Source organism: Algibacter ulvanivorans (genome assembly GCF_048381495.1).
In the GTDB taxonomy this organism is placed as follows: Bacteria; Bacteroidota; Bacteroidia; order Flavobacteriales; family Flavobacteriaceae; genus Algibacter_B; species Algibacter_B ulvanivorans.
In genome coordinates, this window is the sequence record NZ_JBLWGD010000003.1 from 123,642 (window position 1) to 149,759 (window position 26,118).

The 26,118-nt window shown below is 30.5% G+C and carries 26 protein-coding genes; 14 read left to right on the top strand and 12 right to left on the bottom strand.

Annotated features, from left to right (window positions below; genetic code table 11):
- Positions 1–6 precede the first annotated feature (6 nt).
- Positions 7–2,226 carry a xanthine dehydrogenase family protein molybdopterin-binding subunit gene (locus ACNG5D_RS08940; protein WP_418183172.1) on the bottom strand — a complete coding sequence of 740 codons (2,220 nt, stop codon included), beginning with the start codon at positions 2,224–2,226 and terminating at the stop codon, positions 7–9.
- Positions 2,227–2,256: 30 nt separating this feature from the next.
- Positions 2,257–2,712 carry a (2Fe-2S)-binding protein gene (locus tag ACNG5D_RS08945; protein WP_418183173.1) on the bottom strand — a complete coding sequence of 152 codons (456 nt, stop codon included), beginning with the start codon at positions 2,710–2,712 and terminating at the stop codon, positions 2,257–2,259.
- Between the two features lie 114 nt (positions 2,713–2,826).
- On the opposite strand from ACNG5D_RS08945, the gene ACNG5D_RS08950 reads away from it, so the two are divergent.
- Positions 2,827–4,296, top strand: a complete 1,470-nt coding sequence (locus tag ACNG5D_RS08950; RefSeq protein ID WP_418183174.1) for an SLC13 family permease — start codon at positions 2,827–2,829, stop codon at positions 4,294–4,296.
- Here the strand turns inward: ACNG5D_RS08950 and ACNG5D_RS08955 are convergent.
- Genes ACNG5D_RS08955 through pabB form a run of 4 tightly spaced genes read right to left on the bottom strand, consistent with a single transcriptional unit; the run spans position 4,293 to position 9,555 of the window.
- Complete coding sequence (locus ACNG5D_RS08955; RefSeq protein WP_418183175.1) at positions 4,293–5,252, bottom strand: YheT family hydrolase; 960 nt, start codon at positions 5,250–5,252, stop codon at positions 4,293–4,295. The genes ACNG5D_RS08950 and ACNG5D_RS08955 overlap by 4 nt on opposite strands.
- A gap of 3 nt (positions 5,253–5,255) precedes the next feature.
- The gene (gene ade, locus ACNG5D_RS08960) at positions 5,256–6,878 is read right to left on the bottom strand and encodes an adenine deaminase (RefSeq protein ID WP_418183176.1); all 1,623 of its coding nucleotides are present in this window, start codon (positions 6,876–6,878) and stop codon (positions 5,256–5,258) included.
- 1 nt (position 6,879) lies between these two features.
- Positions 6,880–8,190 carry a tRNA lysidine(34) synthetase TilS gene (gene tilS / locus ACNG5D_RS08965; RefSeq protein WP_418183471.1) on the bottom strand — a complete coding sequence of 437 codons (1,311 nt, stop codon included), beginning with the start codon at positions 8,188–8,190 and terminating at the stop codon, positions 6,880–6,882.
- A 60-nt stretch (positions 8,191–8,250) separates the two neighbouring features.
- Complete coding sequence (gene pabB, locus ACNG5D_RS08970) at positions 8,251–9,555, bottom strand: aminodeoxychorismate synthase component I (RefSeq protein WP_418183177.1); 1,305 nt, start codon at positions 9,553–9,555, stop codon at positions 8,251–8,253.
- 78 nt (positions 9,556–9,633) lie between these two features.
- On the opposite strand from pabB, the gene ACNG5D_RS08975 reads away from it, so the two are divergent.
- Positions 9,634–10,524 carry an aldose 1-epimerase family protein gene (locus tag ACNG5D_RS08975; RefSeq protein WP_418183178.1) on the top strand — a complete coding sequence of 297 codons (891 nt, stop codon included), beginning with the start codon at positions 9,634–9,636 and terminating at the stop codon, positions 10,522–10,524.
- 42 nt (positions 10,525–10,566) lie between these two features.
- Positions 10,567–11,919: a DEAD/DEAH box helicase gene (locus ACNG5D_RS08980; protein WP_418183179.1), complete on the top strand. Its 1,353-nt coding sequence runs from the start codon at positions 10,567–10,569 to the stop codon at positions 11,917–11,919.
- 80 nt (positions 11,920–11,999) lie between these two features.
- Here ACNG5D_RS08980 and ACNG5D_RS08985 read toward each other — a convergent pair whose 3' ends face one another.
- Positions 12,000–12,386: a MotA/TolQ/ExbB proton channel family protein gene (locus tag ACNG5D_RS08985; RefSeq protein WP_418183180.1), complete on the bottom strand. Its 387-nt coding sequence runs from the start codon at positions 12,384–12,386 to the stop codon at positions 12,000–12,002.
- A gap of 525 nt (positions 12,387–12,911) precedes the next feature.
- Here ACNG5D_RS08985 and ACNG5D_RS08990 point away from each other — a divergent pair.
- The 6 genes from ACNG5D_RS08990 (at position 12,912) to ACNG5D_RS09015 (ending at position 17,662) form a co-directional block, all read left to right on the top strand.
- Positions 12,912–13,634: a sensor histidine kinase gene (locus ACNG5D_RS08990; protein ID WP_418183181.1), complete on the top strand. Its 723-nt coding sequence runs from the start codon at positions 12,912–12,914 to the stop codon at positions 13,632–13,634.
- Between the two features lie 3 nt (positions 13,635–13,637).
- Positions 13,638–14,354 (top strand): LytR/AlgR family response regulator transcription factor, encoded by a 717-nt coding sequence (locus ACNG5D_RS08995; protein WP_418183182.1) that lies wholly within the window; start codon positions 13,638–13,640, stop codon positions 14,352–14,354.
- A gap of 117 nt (positions 14,355–14,471) precedes the next feature.
- A complete protein-coding gene (locus ACNG5D_RS09000; protein ID WP_418183183.1) occupies positions 14,472–14,834 on the top strand; it encodes a fructose 1,6-bisphosphatase in 363 nt (120 codons plus the stop codon).
- A 14-nt stretch (positions 14,835–14,848) separates the two neighbouring features.
- Positions 14,849–15,667: a cell envelope biogenesis protein OmpA gene (locus ACNG5D_RS09005; protein WP_418183472.1), complete on the top strand. Its 819-nt coding sequence runs from the start codon at positions 14,849–14,851 to the stop codon at positions 15,665–15,667.
- On the top strand, positions 15,654–16,142 hold the full coding sequence (locus tag ACNG5D_RS09010; RefSeq protein ID WP_418183184.1) for a Rab family GTPase: 489 nt from the start codon (positions 15,654–15,656) through the stop codon (positions 16,140–16,142). The genes ACNG5D_RS09005 and ACNG5D_RS09010 overlap by 14 nt, the downstream gene beginning before the upstream one ends.
- A gap of 5 nt (positions 16,143–16,147) precedes the next feature.
- On the top strand, positions 16,148–17,662 hold the full coding sequence (locus ACNG5D_RS09015) for an ATP-binding response regulator (protein ID WP_418183185.1): 1,515 nt from the start codon (positions 16,148–16,150) through the stop codon (positions 17,660–17,662).
- A gap of 18 nt (positions 17,663–17,680) precedes the next feature.
- Here the strand turns inward: ACNG5D_RS09015 and ACNG5D_RS09020 are convergent, their stop codons facing one another.
- The 4 genes from ACNG5D_RS09020 to ACNG5D_RS09035 all read right to left on the bottom strand — a co-directional run bounded on the left by ACNG5D_RS09020 (position 17,681) and on the right by ACNG5D_RS09035 (position 20,133).
- Positions 17,681–18,217, bottom strand: a complete 537-nt coding sequence (locus ACNG5D_RS09020; protein ID WP_418183186.1) for an RNA polymerase sigma factor — start codon at positions 18,215–18,217, stop codon at positions 17,681–17,683.
- Positions 18,218–18,514: 297 nt separating this feature from the next.
- A complete protein-coding gene (locus tag ACNG5D_RS09025) occupies positions 18,515–19,342 on the bottom strand; it encodes a mechanosensitive ion channel family protein (RefSeq protein WP_418183187.1) in 828 nt (275 codons plus the stop codon).
- A gap of 39 nt (positions 19,343–19,381) precedes the next feature.
- The gene (locus ACNG5D_RS09030) at positions 19,382–19,561 is read right to left on the bottom strand and encodes a hypothetical protein (RefSeq protein ID WP_418183188.1); all 180 of its coding nucleotides are present in this window, start codon (positions 19,559–19,561) and stop codon (positions 19,382–19,384) included.
- The gene (locus ACNG5D_RS09035) at positions 19,561–20,133 is read right to left on the bottom strand and encodes an RNA polymerase sigma factor (protein ID WP_418183189.1); all 573 of its coding nucleotides are present in this window, start codon (positions 20,131–20,133) and stop codon (positions 19,561–19,563) included. The genes ACNG5D_RS09030 and ACNG5D_RS09035 overlap by 1 nt, the downstream gene beginning before the upstream one ends.
- Positions 20,134–20,369: 236 nt before the next feature.
- On the opposite strand from ACNG5D_RS09035, the gene ACNG5D_RS09040 reads away from it, so the two are divergent.
- Both ACNG5D_RS09040 and ACNG5D_RS09045 read left to right on the top strand, forming a co-directional pair.
- A complete protein-coding gene (locus tag ACNG5D_RS09040; protein WP_418183190.1) occupies positions 20,370–20,627 on the top strand; it encodes a hypothetical protein in 258 nt (85 codons plus the stop codon).
- Positions 20,628–20,728: 101 nt separating this feature from the next.
- The gene (locus tag ACNG5D_RS09045; RefSeq protein ID WP_418183191.1) at positions 20,729–21,511 is read left to right on the top strand and encodes a S1/P1 nuclease; all 783 of its coding nucleotides are present in this window, start codon (positions 20,729–20,731) and stop codon (positions 21,509–21,511) included.
- A 90-nt stretch (positions 21,512–21,601) separates the two neighbouring features.
- On the opposite strand, the gene lpdA is transcribed toward ACNG5D_RS09045, so the two are convergent.
- Positions 21,602–23,002, bottom strand: a complete 1,401-nt coding sequence (lpdA, locus tag ACNG5D_RS09050) for a dihydrolipoyl dehydrogenase (RefSeq protein WP_418183192.1) — start codon at positions 23,000–23,002, stop codon at positions 21,602–21,604.
- Between the two features lie 128 nt (positions 23,003–23,130).
- Between lpdA and smpB the strand changes: the two genes are divergently transcribed.
- From smpB to ACNG5D_RS09065, 3 genes are all read left to right on the top strand, one after another.
- A complete protein-coding gene (gene smpB, locus ACNG5D_RS09055) occupies positions 23,131–23,589 on the top strand; it encodes an SsrA-binding protein SmpB (protein WP_418183193.1) in 459 nt (152 codons plus the stop codon).
- A 69-nt stretch (positions 23,590–23,658) separates the two neighbouring features.
- Entirely contained in the window at positions 23,659–24,186 is a 528-nt protein-coding gene (locus ACNG5D_RS09060; protein WP_418183194.1) for a hypothetical protein, read from the top strand.
- Positions 24,187–24,224: 38 nt separating this feature from the next.
- Positions 24,225–26,114: a Xaa-Pro dipeptidyl-peptidase gene (locus tag ACNG5D_RS09065; protein ID WP_418183195.1), complete on the top strand. Its 1,890-nt coding sequence runs from the start codon at positions 24,225–24,227 to the stop codon at positions 26,112–26,114.
- Positions 26,115–26,118 lie beyond the last annotated feature (4 nt).

A 26,118-nucleotide genomic window follows, 5' to 3' on the forward strand; every position in this document is an offset into this window, starting at 1 on the left:
TTATTATTATCCTATAATTTTTTCTTCGGCATTCATATTACTCATATATGGTTGCTTTGTTAAACGTTTACCTGTTGCTTTATAAATGGCGTTTGCTACTGCTGCTCCAACTGGTGGCAACGTGGGTTCGCCCAAACCTGTTGGTGCTACATTGCTTTCTATAAAATGTACATTAACCTTTGGTGTTTGCCCCATTCTAATTAATTGATATGTGTTAAAATTATTGGATTGTGGTACCCCATTATTAAAACCAAAATTAGAATACATAGCATGACCTATACCATCAATTACACCGCCTTTGGCTTGATTAATTGCTCCCGTTGGGTTTACAACAATACCACAATCTATAGCACAAGTTACTTGTTTTACATTAGGTATACCATTTTCTAGAGTTACCTCGGCTACTTCGGCAACGTATGAATTATGACAATAGTAAACGGAAAGCCCTTGATAAACATCTGGAATAACTTTGCCCCAGTTAGATTTTTTTACAGCTAATTTTAAAACTCCTTGTAACCTTTCTGGGCTATAATTTATATTTGCATCTGGATTTTTTTTAACATTATCTAGTAAATCCATATGAAGTTGCACACGGTCTATTTGTAACTCTTCGGCTAGTTCATCAAAAAAGCTTTGCTCTGCACTAGCTAAAAAGTTTGTATATGGTGCTCTCCAAGCGCCTACTGTGATGTTACTTTTATAATTTACGGTATCAACCTGATAGTTTTCTATTGCACCTGCTGGAAAAAAATTAGGTATTAAACCGTACATGTTTCCGTTTACACAGGCTTCTTTTAAGTGGTATCCTGTTAATTTTCCATCTTTAATAGAAGCCGATATTTTATATTTTACAGCTGGGCGGTACACGCCTGTTGTCATATCATCTTCTCGTGAAGATACTACCTTAACGGGTTTTTGTATGGCATTAGAAATTTCGGCAGCTTCATAAACAAAATCGCCATACAATCTACGTCCAAAACCACCACCCATTCTAGTCATTTCTAGGTGCACATCTTTTATATCTCTATCTAATAAATCTGCAACTACTTCAGCTGCTGCTGCTGGTGTTTGTACTGGGCCTACTAAATGTACTTTTTCGGGAGTTACGTTAGCAAAAAAGTTCATAGGCTCCATTGTATTATGAGGTAAAAAAGGAGCTTCAAAAATACGCTCTATAACCTTATCGGCTTTAGCAAAAGCATTTTTTACATTTCCGTCTTTTCGTCTAGTATCAAATGTATTTCCTTGTAATAACTTTAATAACTCTTTATCATGTGTTTCTGTATTTTCAAGAGGTGTTTCTGTTTTCCAAATGGCTTTTATGGCTTGTTTACCTTTCATGGCATCCCAAGTTGTTTTAGCTAAAACTACAACTTTATTGGAGTTACTCATTACCATAGACCAATTTCGCTTTCCGCTAGCTTCATAAGCTCTAACCTTTTCTCCAATAGTTATCACATCTACCACGCCTGGTAAAGACTTCGCTTCCGAAGCATCAAAAGTATCTAAAACTTGTCCAAATGCTGGTGGGCGTAAAACCGAGGCATATAGCATTCCTTCTTCTTTATAATCTAGCCCAAAAAGAGGTTTGCCTGTTATAATTTTATCAATATCTACATTTCCTTTTCCTTGACCAATAATTTTAAAATCTTTAGGGTCTTTTAAAGTAACTTCTTCTGGAATTTCAAGTTTGGCAGCTTCTAAAACCACATCGCCATAGCCTAAGGTTTCGCCTTTAGAGTTTGTAATAACACCCTCGTTAACAGAACACTCTGAAACAGAAACACCCCATCTAGCTGCTGCTGCATTTACTAGCATTTGTTTGGCTGTTGCCCCTGTTTGGCGTAACGGTTCCCAACTGTATCTAATAGATTGACTACCGCCAGCAATTTGCCTAGTGTAATTTTTGGTATCTAACTTGCCTTGCTCTACATACACATCATCCCAAGCAACTTCTAACTCTTCGGCTATTAGCATTGGCATTGATGTTTTTACACCTTGCCCTATTTCTGGGTTTGGAGAAAAAATAGTTACTTTTCCTTCTTCTGAAATTTTAATAAACGCATTAAAATCTTTATAATTTAACTGACTTAAATCTACCGGTAATTTTGCATCGGATTTGCAAGCCGTAAATAAGTTAAAACCTATTAGCATTCCACCACTAGCTAATGCTGAAGATTTTAAAAACGATCTTCGACTACATACTGTTTTTTTTGAAGCTGCCATTTTATTGATTAATTTTTATAGGTTATTTATTTACTTTTTTGAAGCTAATTTTACCGCCTCTTCAATACTATTATATGCTGCGCATCTACAAATATTTCCATGCATAGCATTTCGTATTTCGGTATCAGACGGATTAGGATTGTTTTTTAAAAACGCAGAAGCTGTCATTATTTGTCCAGCTTGACAATAACCACATTGTGGCACATCAACCTCTTTCCATGCTTGTTGCACAGGGTGACTTCCATCTGCAGAAAGTCCTTCTATAGTTGTAATATCCATACCTTCTGCCTGCGAAACTTGTAATAAACAGCTGCGCATAGCATTACCATTTATATGAATAGTACATGCCCCGCATTGGCCTATACCACAGCCAAATTTAGTGCCTACCAAATTTATTTTGTCTCTTAACACCCATAACAAAGGTGTATCCATATCTGCTTCTACTGTATGAGTTTTATTATTAATTTTTAAGCTAAATGTTGGCATGATATTTATAAATTAAATTTGATTTTGAATTTACAAAAAAATTAAAGGTATTTTTAAGAATTAAATCGATTTAACATTGTTTTAATTAAAAACAATAAAAAACTAGAACTTATAATGAAATATAAAAGGCATATTAATTTAATTTTAGGCCCTCTAGCATTTATTTTAATTCGTATTTTTTTTAACCCTGAAGGTTTAACAGACCAAGCCAATGGCGTTTTAGCGTCAACAGTTTGGATAGCCTTTTGGTGGATTACAGAAGCCATTCCTATTGCTGCAACAGCATTATTACCTATAGTTTTATTTCCGCTTACTGACAGTTTAGATATTGGCTCTACCACAGCTTCGTTTGGGCATAAATTTGTGTTTCTTTACTTAGGCGGGTTTATTATTGCTATAGCTATTGAAAAATGGAATTTACACAAACGAATTGCACTTAACATTATAAACATTATTGGGGCAAACGTTAATAAAATTATTTTAGGTTTTATGCTAGCTACTGCTTTCCTCTCTATGTGGATTTCTAATACTGCCACTTCTGTAATGATGCTTCCCATTGGTATAGCTATTATAAAACAGTTTAAAGACAACCCAAAAACCAACAAAAATGAAAATTTAATTTTCGGAAAAGCTTTAATGCTTGCTATAGCTTATAGCGCTTCTATTGGTGGAATTTCAACTTTAATTGGCACGCCTCCTAACTTAGTTTTAGCAGGCATAATTTTAGAAACTTATGGCTATGAAATAACATTTTTACAATGGTTTATTTTTGGTTTTCCTATTTCTATACTCTTATTATTTATTTGCTGGAAATATTTAACAACAATTGCTTTTTCTTTTAAACAAAAAGAAATCCCTGGAGGAAAAGAAGAAATAAACCAACTCTTAAAATCTTTAGGGAAAATAAGTTACGAAGAGAAATTAATTGCTATTATTTTTGCCTCTACTGCTTTTTGTTGGATAACACGTGCTTTCTTTTTAAAAAGATTACTACCTCAAATTGACGATACAATAATAGCTATTTTGTTTGCTTTAATGTTATTTATTATACCTTCAAAAACAAAAAACAAAACACTTATTTCTTGGAAAGACACCAAAAATTTACCTTGGGGTATTATTATATTATTTGGCGGTGGTATGGCTTTAGCCAAAGGTTTTGAAACTAGTGGTCTTGCCTTATGGCTAGGAAACCAAATGACAACATTAGTAGGAATTAGTACTTTACTATTAATTTTTTTATTAATTGCCGCTGTTAATTTTTTAACCGAAATTACATCCAACCTTGCAACAACGGCCATGCTTTTACCTGTTCTTGCACCTATGGCAATTACCGTAAACATACACCCTTTTATATTAATGGTTGCTGCTGCAGTTGCCGCTTCTTGTGCTTTTATGCTACCTGTAGCTACACCTCCAAATGCTGTGGTGTTTGGTTCGGGCTACTTAAGAATACCAGATATGATTAGTAAAGGATTTATTATGAATATAATTTCTATTATAATTATAACCTTATTTGTATACTTTGTACTACCCGAGTTTTGGGGTATTGTAGTTAAATCGTTTCCTGATACACTTAAAAATTAAGCTTTGTCCTTTACAAACTCTAAAGCTCGTTTTTCGTTGTAATACACATTTTTTTTATCAACAAACCCAACATGACCACCGTAGTTTGGCATCTCTAAATACAAATTAGGATTGTTTTTGGCTTCTTTTACAGGATAGCATTCTGGCGATAAAAAAGAATCGTTTAAAGCATTAATAATTAAAGTTGGTGTTTTTATTTTTGGAAGAAATTTTAAGCTACTACTCTTAATATAATAATCTAAGGCATCTTCAAAACCATGGGCTTTCGAGGTGTATACATTATCGAAATCCATTAATGTTTTTATTGATTTAAACTCATCTACACTTAACTTTGTTGGAAATTGCCTTTGCTTTATTTTAAGCTTTTTTAGTAAATGCTTTAAAAACCTATCATGATACAACCTGTTTTTATAATTATGTAAAGCTTTGGCTGCTCCTGCTAAATAACAAGGTACAGATACTGCTATTGCTGCTTTTACTTGGTTATGTATTATATGCCTTTCTCCTAAATATTTTAATATAATATTGGCGCCTAAACTAATACCCTTTAAATAAATATCTGTGTATTTTTTATTAAAAATAGCATGCTTAATTACGGCATCCAAATCGTTTGTAGCACCAGAGTGATAGCTATAATAATATAAATTATCATCGCCACTACAGCCTCTAAAATTAACACTAACGGCATCTATATTATTTTGGTTAAATAATTTTGCTGCGCCTGTCATGTATGGGCGTTGGCCGTTACCTTCTAAACCATGTAAAAGAATAACCAATTTTTTTGTTTTTTCTTTAGAAAAACTCCAATCTAAATCTAAAAAATCATTATCCTTTAATGTAATACGCTCTCGCTCTTGCTTTAATGGTACTCGCCTAATTAAACCTGAGTAAACTGTTGATATAAATCCCTTTTTAAAGAATATTGATGGCTTGTAAGTAGATTCTATTACTGGCATATATTAATTAACTTCTAAAGCTTCAAATTTAAAATCTTTGCCATTAAATAACCCCTTATCGCTTAATTTTAACTTAGGTATAACCAATAAAGCCATAAACGACAATGTCATATAAGGCGCATATAGTGTGCTACCCATTTGTTTTGCCATTTTATCTAGCTGTGCATATTGTTTGCCTATGGTTTCTCCATCTTTATCGCTCATTATTCCTGCTACAGGAAGAGATACTATGTTTTCTTCAGTATTAGAAACAGCACAAATACCTCCTTTGTTTTTAATAATAAGGTTAACGGCTTTACAGATGTCTTGATCTGAAACTCCTACTACAATAATATTATGCGAATCGTGTGCGACAGATGATGCTATTGCGCCTTCTTTTAAACCAAAATTTTTAATAAAAGCTATAGCTGGTTTTTTATTATTGTAGCGATTTACAACTGCTATTTTTAGTACATCTGATTGTGTATTAGAAACTAAATTTTCGTTTTTTATTACTGTTTTTTCTATTAATGCATTGGTAACTAATTGCCCTTCTAACGCTTCAATCACCCTTATTTTTTGTGCTGAAGATGTTACTTTGAAATCTGAAATTTCTTTTAAATTACAGTTGAAATTATTTAAATTTTTAAAAGGCACTTGTGTAATTAAAGACTCGCCATTATTAAAAACTAATACGCCATTAATATATGTTTGTTGTGTTTTAAACGTTTTTAAATCTTCAACTACAATAAAATCTGCTGCATCGCCTTCTTTTAACAAGCCAACGTCTAAATTATAATGCTTTACTGGGTTTACACACGCTGCTTGCAGCACCTTAAACACATTAATTCCTTTTTGTATGGCTCTTTCGCATAACTGGTTTATATGCCCAACCATTAAATCGTCTGGGTGTTTATCGTCGCTACAAAACATTATATTTTCAAAATGTTCTGGCAATAAATTTATTAGAGCTTCAAAATTTTTGGCTGCACTACCTTCGCGTATTAAAATTTTCATGTTTTTTTGAAGCTTTTCTAAGGCTTCTTCATAAGTAAAACACTCATGATCGGTTGTAATACCCGCGCTAATATATTTAGTTATATCATGGCCTTTTAATCCTGGTGCATGACCATCAATAGGTTTATTAAAATGTTTTGCCCAAGCTATTTTTTTCATGACTTCATCATCATTAAAAAGTACGCCTGGATAATTCATCATTTCTGCTAAATACTTTATATCTGGATTTTCTAAAAGTTGTTTTATAGCATCAGAATCTATAATAGCTCCAGCTGTTTCAAAGTGTGTTGCTGGGACACATGATGGCGCTCCAAAATTAAATTTAAAAGGCGTTTGTTTTCCATTATTAATCATAAACTCCACCCCTTTAACACCTAAAACATTAGCTATTTCGTGTGGGTCTGAAACTGTAGCAACTGTACCATGCTTTACAGCCAATCTTGCAAATTCTGATGGTACTAACATAGAACTTTCAATATGTATATGTGCATCAATAAACCCCGGAAGTATATATTGATTTACTTGGTGGTCTTTTTCTTTAATGGCTTTAATTTTACCTTGCTCTATATAAATTTCGCCTTTGTAAATTCGGTTATTTTCTATATCTACTATTTGCCCTTGTAGTTTCAAATTATTTTAATTCTATTTTTATTATTTCTGTTGTGTTTTTAGTGACTTTAAAACGACTATCTGCTCTTTTGTTAATTACCCAAACTATTTTATTTTCTGAGCATAACAACCAAGTGTTTTCTTTATCTATTAATGATAATTTTTCGTCTTTAAAGTATTTACTAATTTTCTTTTTGCCTTGCATACCTAGTGGATAAAACACATCGGCCGTTTTATATTTTCTAATAGTTAAAGGATATTTAAGTTTTGCTTTATCTACAAAAATCGTATTATTCTGTCCTGCAACTACTGTATTAACATGGTTTAAAAATAAAGTTCCGAAAGGGGTTTTAACTTCATTTTTAAATTCTAAAACATTTACAGTTTTATTGGTGTCAAAATTAATTTCGGCTAAAATTAAATGGTCTCTATTTTTTATTAAACGATGGGTTTTAGAAAATACTTGCTTTCCTGTTTCTGCCTCTAATAAATTAACAACATCGTTCCATTCTGTAAAACCATACGGCTTAAAAACTTGAAATAGATAGGCTTTTGGATGTCTTAATTTTTTAAATTCTGAAGTTTTAAATGCTATCGTTTTATCGTCATTAATTTTGCTTGCTTTTTTCAAAATTGTATTTGTATGCTCTTCAATAACATAAGACGCATCCTTTAAGTTATTTATAGTTGTATTAAAGCTTTGTAACAAACTTGGGTTAATACTTTTTAAAATAGGAATAACTTCATGGCGCAATTTATTTCTTAAATATTTTACAGATTTATTACTACTATCGTCTCGCCATTTTATAGCATTTTCTTTTGCATATGTTTCTATATTGCTACTTGAAAAGGGCAATAATGGACGTACAAACTTTCCATTTATTTCTGGAATTCCTGTTAAACCTTCTAATCCAGTTCCTCGAGTAAAGTTTATTAAAAATGTTTCAATATTATCATCGGCATGATGTGCTGTTAAAATATAATTGAATTGCAATTGCTTAGCTAAATCGTTAAACCAATTATAACGCAATTCTCTTGCTGCTACTTGTATAGAAAGTTTATTTTCTTTAGCATAAGTAGTTGTATCGAAATTTTGAATAAAAACTTCTAAACCTAAGCTTTCTGCAAATTGAACTACAAAATCTTCATCGGCATTACTTTCTGCGCCTCTTAAATTAAAATTACAATGAGCAAGAAAAATATTGAACTTTAATTTATGGCATAAATGTGTTAAAACAACGCTATCAATTCCGCCAGAAATAGCAATAAGTATTTTGTTTTCTTTTAAGAATACTAAATTTTGGGTAATATGATTTTTAAAATGTTGTAGCACGCTCAAAGTTAGGTTTATTTTATTTTTTTAAAGAATACCTTAGTGTATTTTGTTATGGTTTTAGCTTTCTAATACGGTTCGCATGGCTTTTGCCTTTACCAAACATTCTTCATATTCCTTTAAAGGATCGCTTTTAGCAGTAATCGCGCCACCAACAGAGTACGATACGTATTTGTTGGTTTCGTTATACAAAATACTTCTTATTACAACATTAAAATCAAAATCGTCATTTGGAGCAAAATACCCTATTGCACCAGAATAAATACCGCGTTTTGTAGCTTCTAAATGTTCAATAATTTGCATGGCCGAAATTTTAGGAGCCCCTGTCATACTTCCCATTGGAAAAGTACTTTTTAAAATATCTACAGGATGTGTACTTTTATTTACTTTTGATGATACTGTAGAAATCATTTGATGCACTTGATTAAAGGTATAAACTTTACACAGCTCTTCTACCTGCACACTTCCTTTTATTGCGGTTTTAGACAAATCGTTACGTACCAAATCTACAATCATTATATTTTCGCTACGTTCTTTTTGGTCGTTTAGCAAATCTGCTTTTAGTTGATTGTCTTCTATTAAATTATCTGAGCGTTTAGCGGTTCCTTTTATAGGTTGAGAAATTATAGTATTATTTTTCTTTTTTATATAACGTTCTGGCGATGCGCTAAGCACAAACTTATCCTCAAACTTTACAAAAGATGCAAATGGAGGCTTAGATATCCTGTTAAGCTTTTTATAGGTTTCTAAAGCATTTATTTGTGTGTTTTCGGCATAAAACTCTTGACAAAAGTTTGCTTCATAAATATCGCCTCTATGTATATGCTCTAGCATGGCATTAACCCTATCAAAATACTCATCTTTATGTATACGAAGCTTAATTTTTATATCTGAATACACATGCCCTTTGGCAACAGGAGTATTACGCTTTATATTAAATAAATCGTCATCAATCTCATCATCAACAAACTTTAAGTATTGTATTTCAACTTTATTATCATTAATTAAAAATACTTTTTTAGGCTGAAAGAAACATAAATCTGAAAACTCCAAACCATCATGATTCTTAGATGTTAAAGTTTCTATATCATTTTTTAAATCGTAGGTTAAATAACCAAAAACCCAATCGTTAACAAGATTTTGGTATTCTTTAAGTTTATCGAAGCCTTTATGGTAATCTGTTTTAATACTTGTAAAAGCATCAACGGCTAAAATAGCATCATAACGATAATACTTTTGTGCAGTTTTATTACTACTAGGGTTAGAGTCTAGCCAAACAACATCATTAAACTGTTGCGCCCAATTTAGCAGTTGGGTTTTAAAATTTTCGATATCATCGAAAGTATAAATGTGTTTTGTTCTCAATTAAAAATATTATAATGCAAAGTTACTTAGAATACTTAAAAGTTTAAGTATTTTGCACATACTTATAAAATAATTACAATGTATTTATTACAAAACAACAAATTAAAAATAAAGGTAAAAAAAATAGGTGCAGAATTGTGCGGAATTACCTCTGTAAAAAACAACACCGAATTTATGTGGGATGCCAACCCAGATATTTGGGGAAGTTACGCCCCTAATTTGTTTCCTATTGTGGGTGCTTTAAAAGACAATACTTTTATTTATAACGACAAAAAACACCAACTTCCAAAACACGGTATAGTTAGACATAATAAAGACATACAATTAGATAAACAAACCGAAAACAGTTTAACTTTTAAGTTAGTAGCTAACAAAAATTCTTTAAAAAATTACCCTTTTAAGTTTGAATTTTTTATTACTTACACTTTAACAGAAAACTGCTTAGAAGTTAAACACACAATTAAAAATGCAGACACTAAAACCATGTATTTTTCGGTTGGTGGACATCCTGCTTTTAAATGTCCCGTTTTTGAAAATGAAGATTATGAAGATTATATTTTAGAATTTGAACATAACGAAAAAGCAGATAAACACTTAATAAATATGGAAAACGGACTTATTTCTTCTAAAACCGAAACCGTTTTTAACAATACAAATACCTTAGCACTAACTCATAATTTATTTAATAAAGACGCCCTTGTTTTTAAAACTTTAAAATCGAGAAAAGTAACTTTAAAAAGTGTAAAATCTGGCAATATATTAACACTAAAGTATCCAGATTTTAAATATTTAGGCATTTGGGCAAAACCAAATGGCAATTATGTTTGTATAGAGCCGTGGTTAGGCATTGCCGACCATGAAAACACCAACCAAAATTTAATAGAAAAAGAAGCTATAATAAATTTAAGTGCAAATAAAAACTTTGAAGCCACTTACCATATAGAAATAGATAACAACCACTTAGTGTAAACAGAATAATAAGCTTAACTTTGCCAGCTAAATAGTAGTATTTTGATATTTAAAGATTTAAATTTAAACACACCGCTTTATAATGCTTTAGACGATTTAGGTTTTACAACTCCAACACCTATACAAGAGCAAGCTTTTAATATTGTTGCCTCTGGTAAAGATGTTGTTGGTATAGCACAAACCGGCACAGGAAAAACCTATGCCTATATGCTGCCAATACTTAAAAACTTAAAATTTTCTAAACAAGTCAACCCTCGAGTTTTAGTTTTAGTTCCTACTCGAGAATTGGTTGTACAAGTGGTTGATGAAATTGAAAAACTATCAAAATACATTAACAATCGGGTGCTAGGCGTTTATGGCGGCACAAATATTAATACGCAAAAACAAGCCATTGCTCAAGGTACAGATATTTTAGTTGCTACACCTGGGCGTTTATACGATTTAGCATTAACACGGGTTTTGCAACTAAAATCTATTCAAAAATTAGTAATTGACGAAGTTGACGTCATGCTAGATTTAGGGTTTAGACATCAATTAATTAATATTTTCGATATTCTTCCGCAACGTCGTCAAAACATCATGTTTTCGGCTACCATGACCCAAGATGTCGATTTACTAATTAACGATTTTTTTAAAACCCCAGAACGCGTTTCTATAGCCGTTTCTGGAACACCACTAGAAAATATCTCGCAAAAACGATACAATGTCCCTAATTTTTACACCAAAGTAAACCTCTTAGAGCATTTTTTAAACGATGCCGAGCACTACAATAAAGTTATCATTTTTGTGGCCTTTAAACGTATGGCAGACAGACTATTTGATAAGCTAGACGCCTTTTTTAAAGAAGAGCTTTGTGTAATACACTCTAACAAAACACAAAATTACAGGCTACGAAGTATCGAGCAATTTAGAACAGGCGAAAACCGAATTTTAATTGCTACAGATGTAATGGCTAGAGGTCTAGACATTGATAATGTAACGCATGTTATAAACTTTGATACTCCAGATTTTCCTGAAAACTATATGCACCGAATTGGTAGAACTGGTCGTGCAGAACGCGAAGGCGAGGCTCTTGTTTTTTCAACCGAAAAAGAACAAGAAGCTGTTAAAAATATTGAGGCCTTAATGAAAATGGAAATTCCTTTATTAGAAATTCCTGATAATGTAGCCATCTCTACAGAGCTTATTGAAGAAGAGCGCCCACAAATTAAAGAACGTAACAATCCTACAAAACGAAAAGATGAAGATGCTCCAGGGCCTGCATTTCATGAAAAATCTGCAAAAAACCAAAAAGAGAATTTAGGCGGTTCGTATAAATTTAAAATAGCTGCTAAATACAAAAAGCCTAAAACACGTGGCGATAAAAATTATAATAGACGAAATAAGAAAAAATAATCTTACGGCATTAAATAATCAAAAAAACCTTTTCTTTCCAGAAAAGGTTTTTTTGATTGATGAAGAACCGTTAACTAATATTAACCTTTATATAAAGTTTTCAATATTATTATTCCTATTCTTGGTAAAATAAAAGTAACAGCCCCAAAAACGGTAGTTAAAAACGATACTTTAAGTCCGCCAGCCATAACACCTGCGCTAACATCGCTAATAGATTCAATAGCATCAAAAGCACCTATCATACCAATAATAGAACCTAAAAAGCCAAATACTAAACCTAGAATACTAACATCGGATGCTAGACCAATCATTTTTTTAGATTTTTCAACATCTTTATTAATATTTACAAACCCCATAAAAACAAAGTATAAGGCTAACAAAAGGCATATTAAAATTAAAGACATAAATAACGGGCCGCCTTCCATAAAGCGATCTACAAAAACATTCATACTAATTACTGAAAACATAAACATAACTAATGGTTTTAATTAAACATGCCACAAACTTATAGCTTAAATACATTAAAAAAATTAAAATGCGACAGATAACCAATTTAGCAATTAAAACAACATTTGGTTAAAACGGTTACTAAACCTGTTATTCGTCTACAAAATATTTATTAGCTTTAAAATTATAGTATTATTGTAATTAATATTACAGTAATGCTAAAAAAACAATTTATTTTAAAAAAATTGGGGCAAATTTTACTTCACCTTATATTTTGGTGTGGTGTCTTACTTTTTTACACTAATTTTTTTGGTGTAAATACTAACGATTTTAATTATGTATTATCGTTTTCGTTATTTTTAATGCCTATAACCATTGCCACTACTTATGTTTTTATATATAAATTAATTCCCGAATATCTTATAACAAAAAAATACTTATTATTTGGTATATACAGTTTATATACTTGTATAATATCCACCTACCTTATTGTTATTTCTGTATTTTATGGCTTAGTTTACCTTTCTAATTTTAAGCATTCTAACATGGCACCAATAAGCAAAAGTTTACTTTTTGTTGCTGTTGGTGTATATTTGGTGGTTATTATTGTAAGTGCTTTTAAACTATTAAAATTAAACTTAAAACATGCCGAAGCAACCAAGAAATTAGAAACTAAAATTTTAGAAACACAATTAAAACTAAAAGAACAAGAACTAAATTACTTGAAAATGCAAATTCATCCGCATTTTTTATTTAACACACTAAACACCATGTACGGTTTTGCGTTAAGAAAAGCAGATGAAACTCCAGAAATGATTTTAAAACTCTCTAATTTATTAGATTATTTACTATATCAAGTAGATAAACCTTTTGTTGCTCTTAACGATGAGATTAATCATATTAACGATTATATAGAGCTAGAAAAAATGCGTTTTAACAATACACTACTTATTAGTTTTAAAACCAAAAACATACCAGATAATATTAAAATAGCCCCTATGTTACTGCTTCCTTTTATAGAAAACAGTTTTAAACACGGTAGCTTAAAAAATAAGATGCTTAAAATTAGCATTACACTACATTATGTTAACAAAAGTATTTATTTTGAAATTGAAAACACAAGTAACAACACAACCACATTAGAAAACGGCATAGGCTTAGAAAACATAAAAAAGCGATTAAATTTACTATACAATAACCAATACACGCTAGAAATTAACAACCAAAACGAAATATTTAAAGTAAATTTAAAACTCGATACGGTTTAAGCAATGAAAAAAAACAAGCACATATCATGCATTATTGTTGATGATGAGACTATAGCTAGAGAAGTTATAACAACACACCTTTTAAAAATACCAAACATTAAAATTATAGCCAGTTGTAGCAATGCTATTGAGGCCTTTAACATACTTAGAGTACACGATATAGATTTAATTTTTCTTGATATAAATATGCCCGAAATATCTGGAATTTCGTTTGCAAAGTCTATAAATAAACATGCAAAAATAATTTTTACAACAGCTTATCGCGATTTTGCTGTAGAAGGGTTCGAGCTTCAAGCTGTAGATTATTTACTTAAACCCATTTCGTTTGATAGGTTACTAAAAGCCATTAACAGCTATTTTGATATTTATACCAACACAAACAAAGAAGACCTTAAAAATACGGTAAATAACGATTTTATGTTTGTAAGAGCAGACAGGCGCATGATTAAAATAGATTTTGAATCTATTATATACATAGAAAGTTACAGCGATTATATTAAAATACATCAGGCTAACCAAACCATTGTAACCAGAGAAACCATTAGTGCTATTGAAGCAAAACTACCAATTAATAAATTTTTAAGAATTCATCGCTCTTACATTATAGCTTTAAAACACATTTCATCATTTACAAACGAAGAAATTATTATAAGCAACACCGCACTAACTATTAGCCGAAGCTATAAAAAAGATGTATTACAAGTACTAGAAAAGTTTTAAAATATTTAAACAAAAAACTTAATCGTATTAAATTAATTACATTAAAATGTTAAAAAATAAGACTCTATTTTCTTATTTTAATATACATTTGTTAAGCTTACTGCAAAAATTCTTAAAATGAAAAAACAATTAAACGTAGAGGTTACCGAAAACTTAAATAATAATCCCCAAAGCAATAGTTCGAAAATTGATGCTATTAAAGAGCTTATTTTTGGAGAAAACATCCAAGAATACAATCAAGAGTTTGAAGCGCTTAAAGCAGATATTTTAAGAAAAAAAGAAGAATTACAAGATTTAATAAGTACTGTTGAGTCGGAATTATTACAAAATATTGACACACTAAGTACCGATATAAATATTAGATTAACCACTCTTGAAGACTCTATAAACGATAAACTTGAAGGTTTAGAAAACAAAAAAGCCGACCGTAAATTATTAAGCGAACTTTTTATAAAGCTAGGCGAAAAAATAAGCGAATAAATTTATTTTCATTGATGAATCAAGATGAAAAACTAAATATTATTAAAGATATTCTGCTTACTGATGAGCGGGAGTTTGTTTCATCCATCGAAAAAAAAATTACGCTTCTAGAAAACACAGTCAATAAAAAGGAAAAACTATCTAAAAAAGTAGATCCAATAATTGATAAAAAACTAAACACGTTTATAAAAGAAATTCCTAAAAACTTAGGGCCAATAATAACAGAAACTCTAAAAGTAGAAATTAAAAATTCGCAAGATGCGGTAGTAGAAGCGCTTTTTCCTATAATGGGAAAAATGATAAAACGCTATGTACAGCATGAAATGAAACTGCTATCAGAAAAAATAAATAGCCAAGTACACAAAACATTCTCTTTTAAAAGATTTTTCCAAAAAGCAAAATCTAAAGCATCGGGTATTAATGAGTCAGACTTAATATTACACGAACAAACCAATGCTAAAATAGAACAAGTTATTATTATAGAAAAAGGTTCTGGGTTACTCCTAGCCGAGTTTTCAAAAACAAAAATGGCAGACGAAGATATGGTAGCAGGAATGTTAACTGCTATTAAAAGCTTTGTTGAAGATGCCTTTAAAAAAGAAAACCAAACACTACATTATATAGAATACGACCACTACCATATACATCTTCAAAATTTTTCGTCCTTTTATATAGCCGTTGTTATATCTGGTGCGTATAATATTATTTTTAAAGATAAATTAGAAGACAAAATTTTTGATTTTGTAAATACCGAAAACATTATAAAATCTTTAAACAATAAAAGTTTATTATCAAAAAAACTAGAAGGTTTCATTACAAATGGCAATATCTAAAAAAATTGTACTTATAGGTCATTTTGGAGTTGGAAAAACTTCATTAATTAGACGCTTTGTTGAAAATACATTTACAGAAGATTATAAAGTTACCATTGGTGTTCATATTTCAAAAAAAACAATTACTATTCCAGATAACGAGCAAGTTTCACTTATTATTTGGGATTTAGAAGGCCAAGACGACATAAAAAAAACAAGACCATCATATCTACTTGGAACAAATGGGTTTATATATGTTTTTGATTTATCTAGACCCGTAACATTTAAAAACCTAAGTGCCGAAATACAGTTTTTAAAAGAAAACTTCTCTACAACACCAATAAAAATAGTAGGAAACAAAGTAGACTTAGTTAATAAAGAATTCCTAAAAGAAAATAGTACGGTTTTCGAGCCTTATGTAGATTTTTATGTAAGTGCTAAAACCGGAAGTAGAGTTGAAAAATTATTTTTAAAATTAGCAACAGATTTAATATAAATTATATGCTAAAAACTTACATAGAAAAATATCATAAAAATAATTTACAATACATTTTAATAGATAATTTTGGCTGTGTTATAGATGTTAACAACCCCATTTTGCCTATTAAAAAAAACGATAAAATTGAAAACATTCACCCTTTTTTTGACGTTTTAATTAACTTATTACCTGTAAAAAATGAAACCTTTGAGTTTTCTTGTGTTAATATAGAAGTACAAAACAATAAACTAGTTGTAGATATTACTATTCATACTCACAACAATAATGAAAACCTTATCATTATTGAAAACCTAACAAAACACTATAACAACTATCAACTAACTGCCCAAACAAGAAACGAATCGATAATAAATTCTCAAATTCTTGAACTTAAAAACGAATACTTACTAGAAAAACAAACATTTAAAAATAATTTTATAGCCAATTTTAGCCACCAATTAAGAAATCCTATTACTGCATCTACAATATTTAGCGATTTATTAATAAATAGTAATTTAAATGCCGAGCAAAAAAATTATTTAAACATAATTCAAGCAGCAAATAAAGATTTAAAAAATAGAATTGAAGATATTTTAGATATATCTAAAATAGAAGCGGGTAAATTAACCTTAATAAACAAAGTTTTTAATTTAACAGAGCTTTTAAATAACTTAACTGTAATATATACCTATTTATGCCATAAAAAAGGCCTTAAGTTTAATTTTACGATAGACGAAAAAATACCTAAATTTATTATTGGCGACCAATACAGATTAAAGCAAATTATAGGTAATCTTATAAATAACGCCATTAGTAACACCTCTAGAGGTCGTATTAATTTAACAATATCGCTTAACTATATAAGAGCAAAAAAAGCTAACCTCCATTTTGAAATTAAAGACACAGGAAAAGGTATAGACAAAGAAAACTTAGAAACCATTTTTAATAGGTTTACTAAAATTGAATCTGAAAACGAAATAAACAACGGTGTTGGTTTAGGTTTAGCTATTGTAAAATACCTTATTTCTGAAATGAATGGTAACATAAAAGTTGAGAGTAAAATTAATAAAGGCTCTAATTTTATATTTAATTTAAGCTTTAATACTTCTAATTACAACCAAAACAAAAAGGAAGAACTATTAAGTAAGCAACTACTAAACTCAGATAAAAAATACCATATTTTATTACTTGAAGATTCAGAATTAATACAGCTATCAATTTTAAAAATGCTAGCCTCTACTGGGCTTTTTTACATTAATATTATTTCAAAAGGAGAAGAGTTAATTCCCAATATTATAAATAACAATGTAGATATTATACTATTAACAAATACAATTTTGGGGTATTCTGCAATAGATTTGGCTAGTTCTGTTAGAAATTTACCTAAAGCTTACAAAAAAACACCTATTATAGTATTATCAACTCAAGCTTATAAAGAGGATATAAAACGATTTAAAAAAAATAAAATAAATAATGTTCTAGTTAAACCTTTTGATAAAGAAACGCTTCTAGATAGTATTAAAAAATGTTTGCAATAAATTATTTATACGTAAAAATTAAACTGCAACAGCGTATTGCGATACCAAACGCTCTTTAGCTCTTTTAATCCTCATTTTAACTGCACTCTCGCCTATTCCTAATACTCTTTCTATAGATTTATTACTTAAATTATCTTGATATTTTAAAGCTAAAATAGACCTGTCTGCAGCTGGAATTCTATCTAAAGCTACTGTTAATTTGTTTTCTAAAACTTGATCTTTAACTTCTATATCCTGAGGTATATTATCTAAACTAAAAGTTTCTGGCATACGCTTTTCGTATTTTCTTTTATTATTTCTATTAATATAATTTACACAATGATTATATGTGATAGAATACAACCATGTAGAAAATTTAGACTTCCCTTTAAAACTAAATAATTTAATATATAGTTTTAAAAAAATATCTTGAGCTAAATCTTTTGCTTCCTCTTCATTATTAACAAAAGAAAAACATTTATTGTATACTTGAAATGAAAACCTGTCGTATAAAACTTCAAATAAATGCGTTTCTTTATTGTTTACTATTTTAAATATTAATTCTTCGTTTGTCAAAGCTAAATGGTTTAAGGTTACTACTTACTCCAATATTATAGATTCAAATACAGCTTTAACTTTTATATAAAACAAAAACACAAAACCAGACAAAAAGCAAATAAACAAGATTAAAAGCAATTTTTTAAGTAGGAAAAATTCCTTATTACAATATCAAACACAACAAACCCATTGTAGTGTTAAAATATGAAGCTAAAAAAATCCCTTTTCAAAAAAAATGAAAAGGGATCTATAACATGTAGAGAGTTTTTCGGTTTACAGAAAAGTAACCAACCAAATTTTAACCCTAACTTAAAGTTAATCCTGTATACTTACTTGACTCTCTACAATATCTTTAATTGGTACTATTAACTTACCTTCTTTTGTTTTAATAGTTACAGTTATACCATCAATAGACTCTACTGTTCCTTTAATATTATTAAATTCAATTTTTTGTCCTATTTCGTATGTTTTTCTTGTATAAAATGTTCTTAATAAATCTCCCACAACTTTTTGTGCTCCAAAGCCTAAAGCTAATGCAAAGGCCAATAAAAATGCAGCCAAAATCATGGTTAAATTACTAGTAATAATTTCTGTATCTATTCCTGCTTGGTTTAAAGCTGTAATGGATACAAAAATTAAAATTATAAAGAATACTACCTGACTAATTATTTTAGCTCCAGACAAATCCATCGATTCGAAAAAAGATTTTAAACCTTTTTTTATTAAATTGGCTAAAATTAACCCTACTGTAAATATGACTAATGCTGCAAATAATTGTGGTAAATAGGCTAATAAATTGCTTATTTGTTCAGAAATCATGGTTAAATTCATAATATCTGAAGCCATTATTAATAGCATAATATACATTACCCATTTTACAAAGTTTGATACCACTTTAACGGTATCAAAATTTAACTTTTTACCTTCAACTATTTCTATTTCATTTATAGCATCGTCAAGCTTATTTGCTTTTGCCAATTTTAAAGCTTTCTTAATAAGCTTAACTAAAAGTTTTGTTATTAGCCAACCAAAAAGTAATACTATAATGGTGCCTATAATATTTGGAAATATTTTTGAAATTTCTAACCACATAGTTGTTAAAGACTCCATTGCCATATCTTTCCATTGTGTTGCTTTTTCCATTGTAATATTATTTTGTTAGGGTATGTTTGGTTAAAATTTCTATTTTTTTGTTTTTCGGCTACTAATAACGGTTTCAATAACATCTCCAATATTATATGAGAACAAAGCAGCCAACTCCATAATAAGCTTAGCCATAGCTATATCGCTCATCACTTTAGATTTAAGTTCTTCTGGAACTTCTCTAAGCGGTTGGTTTATATGTTTAAACGGGTTATCCATTACTTAACATGCTCATTATACACGGTTACTAATTTATCCTTTGCGCGTTTTATTCTCATTTTAACAGCGCTCTCTCCAATACTTAAAGCACTTGCAATTTCTTTTATAGAAAGGTTATCTTGGTACTTTAGTAATAAAATCATTTTCTCTTCTGGAGAAATTAGTTCTAATGCTATTTTTAATTTATCTACCTGCATACTAAGGAAACTATTATCGTCTTCTTCCTCAGACAGGTTTTCTATATCTTTATAATCTACAGATTGCTTTTCAAATTTCTTTGCTGTATTTCTTGTTACATAATTTACACAATGATTATATGTAAATGCATATAACCATGTTGAAAATTTTGATTTTCCTTTAAAGCTAGCTAATTTAACAAAGAGTTTTAAAAATACATCTTGTGTTAAATCTTTAGCTTCATCACCATCTTTTGCAAAACCAAAACATTTATTATAAACTAACCCTGCATATTTATCATACAGTTTCTCGAAAAGCAATGTATTGTTTGTTTTTACAATTGCTTCTACCAGATCTTCGTCAGATAGATTATTAATGTTGTTGAGGGTTTCCAAATTTTAGCTTTCGCTATTTAGTTGTTATTAATGTTTAAGACACACTATTTTTTGATGAGTCACAATTATTTATAAAAAAAATAAAAATATAATGAATTTGGGTATCAATACTTCCTTTTTCATCTACGCATTTATTACACATATTAAAAATAACACCTAAACGAAACAATTTTAAAACACTAAAAATCAGTAACTTTACAAACACAACATCATTTTTTATTAAAACTTTTAGCAACATGAGGCCTGTAATAATACTATTATTAATTTCCATATTCTTTTCATGTAAAAAAAACAATGAACATTCTAAAAAAAGGGATCGTTTAAAAAAAGTAATTTCTAAATACACATGCGTACCACCAGTTACAGACTTACAATGGTATAAAGAAGATAATATAGCTCCACTTTTAGAAGGTTATGATGTAATAGATTACCCTATAACTACAAAAAACAAATTGGCGCAAAAGTATTTTAACCAAGGTATGGAAAATTATTAAACTTATGTTAAGGTAATTTTTAATAAGATACTTCTATTTCATATTCATAAATTTGTAAAAAATTAAGATTAATAACTGCTTTAAAACCATAAAACAAACTCATGAAATTATTTTACATATTAATTATTACTGCTTTTTTTATTTTGCCATTAAATAGCCATGCTACAGATGACTTTTGGGGTGCTACAGGGCACCGTGTGGTTGGTAAAATAGCAGATGGTTATTTAAAAGGTAAAGCTAAACGAGAAGTTAAACGTTTATTAAAAAGAAAATCGCTTGCTTTTGTTTCTACTTTTGCCGATGAAATTAAATCTGATAAGCGTTATAATGAGTTTTATACTTGGCATTACATTAATATGTCGCTTGATGAAAACTACGGAGATGCTAAAATAAACCCTAAAGGCGATTTAGTTACAGGAATTGATTATTGTAAAAAAATAATATCTGATGACAATGCTACTGACGAAGATAAAGCCTTTTACCTTAAACTTTTAATTCATTTAGTTGGAGATTTACACCAACCCATGCACATTGGTTTACGTGAGGATAAAGGCGGAAACGATTTTAAAGTAAAATGGCATTATGAAGATTCTAACCTACATAGAGTTTGGGATAGCGAAATGATTGAAAAATACGACATGACTTATACTGAGCTGGCTGAAAATGCCGATGTGCTTTCTAAAAAACAAGTAAAAGCTATGCAAAAAGGTAGTATTATAGATTGGGTTAATGAAACACACCAACTAACAAAAAAGATTTATGCATCGGCAAAACCAAACGATAATTTAAGATATCGTTATTCTTATAATAACTTTAAAACGGTTAGAAGTCAATTACAAATTGCTGGTGTTAGGTTAGCTAAAGTTTTAAATGATTTATTTTAATAATAAAAGGGCTTAAATAAAAAAATTAAAAAAGGCTGTCTTAAACTTCAAGACAGCCTTTTTTTGTAAACGTATTTTTTTAATACATAATTAAATATGCAAAGCTCTATCTTCGGTAGCCGCTAAAGCAGCTTCTTTAATGGCTTCGGTAAATGTAGGATGTGCATGAGACATTCTAGAAATATCTTCTGCAGATGCACGATACTCCATAGCAACAACAGCTTCTGCAATCATATCGGCAGCACGAGCACCAATCATGTGTACACCTAAAATTTCGTCGGTAGTTTTATCGGCAAGAATTTTCACAAAACCATCTAAATCCATACTTGCTCTACTTCTTCCTAGGGCACGCATAGGGAAAGATCCTACTTTATAATCTATACCAGCTTCTTTTAGCTGCTCCTCAGATTTACCAACGGCAGCAACCTCTGGCCATGTATAAACTACACCAGGAATTAAGTTATAATCAATATGTGGTTTTTGCCCTGCAAGAGTTTCAGCAACAAACACACCTTCTTCTTCTGCTTTATGAGCTAACATGGCGCCTTTAACAACATCGCCAATAGCATAAATATTTGATGCCGATGTTTGTAAATGCTCATTAACTTCAACTCTACCTCTTTCATCAAGTTTTACACCTGCAGCTTCGGTATTTAAACCATCTGTATACGGTTTTCTTCCTACAGATACTAAACAATAATCACCCTTAAACTCTACTTCTTCTCCTTTTTTATTATCTGCTTTAACAATAACTTCATCGCCTACACGCTCTACAGATTTTACTTTGTGAGAAACTTGCATTTTAAACTTTGCCTTTTTTAAGACTTTGTTTAATTCTTTAGATAACCCTGCATCCATGGTTGGAATAATTCTATCCATATATTCAACAACCGTTACTTCGGCTCCTAAACGGCGGTAAACTTGTCCTAACTCTAAGCCAATAACACCACCACCTATAACTATTAAGTGCTTTGGAATTTCTTTAAGTTTTAAAGCTTCGGTAGACGTTATAATACGCTCTTTATCAATATTAATAAACGGTAAGCTTGATGGCTTACTACCTGTAGCTATAATAGTATTTTTTGCTTCTATTTCTGTAGTTTCTTCTCCAGAAATGGTAATATGTGTTGCATCTTTAAAGCTCCCTAAACCTTGATATACGTCAATTTCATTCTTCTTCATTAAGTAATCAATACCACCAGTAGTTTGGTCTACAACGGCTTGTTTACGTGCTATCATTTTTTCTAAATTCACTTTAATTTCACCAGGAATTTCAATTCCATGCGCTTCAAAATGTTTTACAGCATCTTCATAATGGTGAGAAGAATCTAAAAGTGCTTTACTAGGAATACAGCCTACATTTAAGCATGTACCACCAAGTGTTGAATATTTTTCTATAATGGCAGTTTTCATGCCTAATTGTGCGCAACGAATAGCTGCAACATATCCTCCTGGACCAGAACCAATAACGGCTACATCGTAAGAATTCATATAATAATTTTGAATTTAGTATTTAAAAAAAATCTAAAGTCAAAAATACAAATGTTTTATGGGAAGACCACATAAAAATTGTAACTTTTAAAATTTAAATTTATTAAATTTATGTAGTTTTGTACGTCATGCAAAAAAACATAAACATACAGAATAAGAAAGCGCGCTTTCAATACGAAATTTTAGATAAATACACCGCTGGTATTGTACTAACAGGCACCGAAATAAAATCGATTAGAAGTAGTAAAGCCTCTATTGCCGAAAGTTTTTGCGAGTTTAGCGAAAATGGCGAGCTTTTTGTGGTTAATATGACTATTCAAGAGTATGCGTTTGGTAACTATTACAACCATAAACCAAAAGCTACCAGAAAACTTCTATTAAATAAAAGAGAACTTAAAAAACTAAATAAAGAAGTACAAAATTCTGGATTAACCATTATTCCGCTACGTTTATTTATAAACGATAAAGGATATGCCAAGTTAGAAATAGCTTTAGCTAAAGGAAAAAAATTGTTTGACAAACGTGAATCTATAAAAGATCGAGACAACAAGCGTAACTTAGATAGAATAAAAAAGGCTTACAATTAATTTTATAGATTTCTTAACGCTATTTGCATTTATTATTCTATAAATTTCCGCTTTTAAATTTTTTAAAACATGAAAAATCTATTGGCAATTATATGCTTTAGCGCTTTTAGTTTAAGCATAAATGCTCAAGAAAAACAAGAATTTGTAATTGATAGTAGTGCTGTTTTAACTTTAGATAGCACAATAAAAACACTATATAAAGTTATTTCTGGTGAAAAAGATGAAGAAAGAAACTGGAAACAATTTAAGTACCTTTTTAAACCACATGCAAAATTAATTCCTTCTGGAAAAGATAAGCAAGGAAACTATAAAGTGCGCTACATGTCGCCAGACGATTATATAAAAAGTTCGGGTAAATGGTTAGTTGAAAATGGTTTTTTTGAAAAAGAGATACACCGAAAAGTTGATGTTTTTGGTAACATTGCTCAAGTGTTTAGTACATATGAAGCTTTCTATAGCGCATCAAACGAGAAACCATTTATGAGAGGCATTAACAGTATTCAATTATTAAATGATGGCGAACGTTGGTGGGTAATTAATATCTATTGGGCACAAGAAAACAAAAACAACCCTATTCCTAAAAAATATTTAAATTAAAAACACGCTTTTTTAATCATTATAACACCCAATTTAATATGTCTAAAAATTATTTTATAGCATTTATTTTTTTTATTGCTATTGTAGCTAAAAATAACGCACAAAGTACAAAACCAATATTTAAAGATGGGGAAGCTCAAATAGTTGAAGCTTTTAACACTCCCGAAAAATGGATACGACACGATTTATTTGTTGAAACCAGTTTTGATACCGATGGCGATGGTAAACTAGATCGTGTTCATGTTGATGTTACTCGACCTTTTCAAACCGATACCGAAGGTTTAAAACTACCTATTATTTATGAATCTAGCCCGTATTACGCAGGTGTAGCCCCAGATGTTGATGGTGTATTTTGGGATGTAAAACATGAATTAGGTGCAAAAGCTAAAGCACGTGTACACCCCGAAGTAACTCGTTTGGGAGAGCGTCCAATAATTTCTAATTCGCAAATAAAAAAATGGGTGCCAAGAGGTTATATTGTAGTACACTCATCATCACCAGGAACTGGATTATCTCAAGGTTCGCCAACTGTAGGAGGCGATAACGAATCTTTAGCTCCAAAAGCTGTAATAGATTGGCTATGCGGCCGAGCAAAAGGCTACACAGAACCTTATGGAAATGAAGAGGTAAAAGCCTTTTGGAGTACAGGAAAAGTAGGCATGACAGGCACATCATATAACGGCACCATACCGCTAGCTGCTGCAACTACAGGTGTTAAAGGTTTAGAAGTTATTATACCTGTAGCACCAAATACATCTTATTACCACTATTACCGCTCTAATGGTTTAGTACGATCGCCAGGAGGGTATTTAGGTGAAGATATTGATGTTTTATACGATTATATACATAGTGGTGGCGAAGAAGCATTTATTCCTAACACCAAAGGTAAAGTTAACGATGCTAAACTACCTAAAGCCTATAAAAACAAAAGAGCCTATAGCAATGCCATTATTAGAGATACCGAAATGAAAAATGGTATGGATAGAGCTACTGGAGATTATAACGATTTTTGGGCTGGACGCGATTATTTAAATGATATGGCACCAATGAAAGCCGCTTTATTAATGTCGCACGGTTTTAACGATTGGAATGTTATGCCAGAGCACAGCTACCGCATATATAAAAAGGCTAAAGAAATGGGCTTAGAAACTGCAATTTATTACCATCAATATGGTCATGGAGGCCCACCGCCAGTTAGCATGATGAACAAGTGGTTTACACATTATTTACATGGTATTGATAATGGTATTGAAAACGAGCCTAACAAATCTTGGATTGTACGTGAAGATGATAAAATGGAAGCACCAACAGCATATAAAGATTACCCAAATCCGAATGCGCAAGATGTTACTTTACACTTAACATCTGGAGCTCCAAAAGCAGGAGGTTTATCATTAAATAAAATACCTAAACAAGGCCAAGAAACATTAGTTGATAATTACTCATTCTCTGGTGAAGCCTTAGCAAGAGCAGAAATTACTAGCCACCGTTTACTATTTGTAACGCCAAAACTATCAAAAGATATTCACATATCTGGCTTATCGCAAATTACTATAAAACTAGCTAGCAATAAACCGGCTGCCAATTTATCGGTATGGTTAGTATCACTTCCGTGGAATGATAGCCGTAGAGCAAAAACTACAGATAATATAATTACCCGTGGTTGGGCAGACCCACAAAACCATAAATCGCTAACAGAAAGCGAACCTTTAAAACCAGGTAAGTTTTATAACTTAACGTTTAATTTACAACCAGACGATCAAGTTATTAAAGCAGGGCAACAAATTGGATTGGTTATCTTTTCAAGCGATAAAGAATATACTTTACACCCAAAACCAGGCGCCGAATTAACTGTTGATCTAGATGAAACAAACTTAGTTTTACCTGTTGTTGGTGGTATTGAAAGCCTTAAAAAAGCAATGGAATAATAAA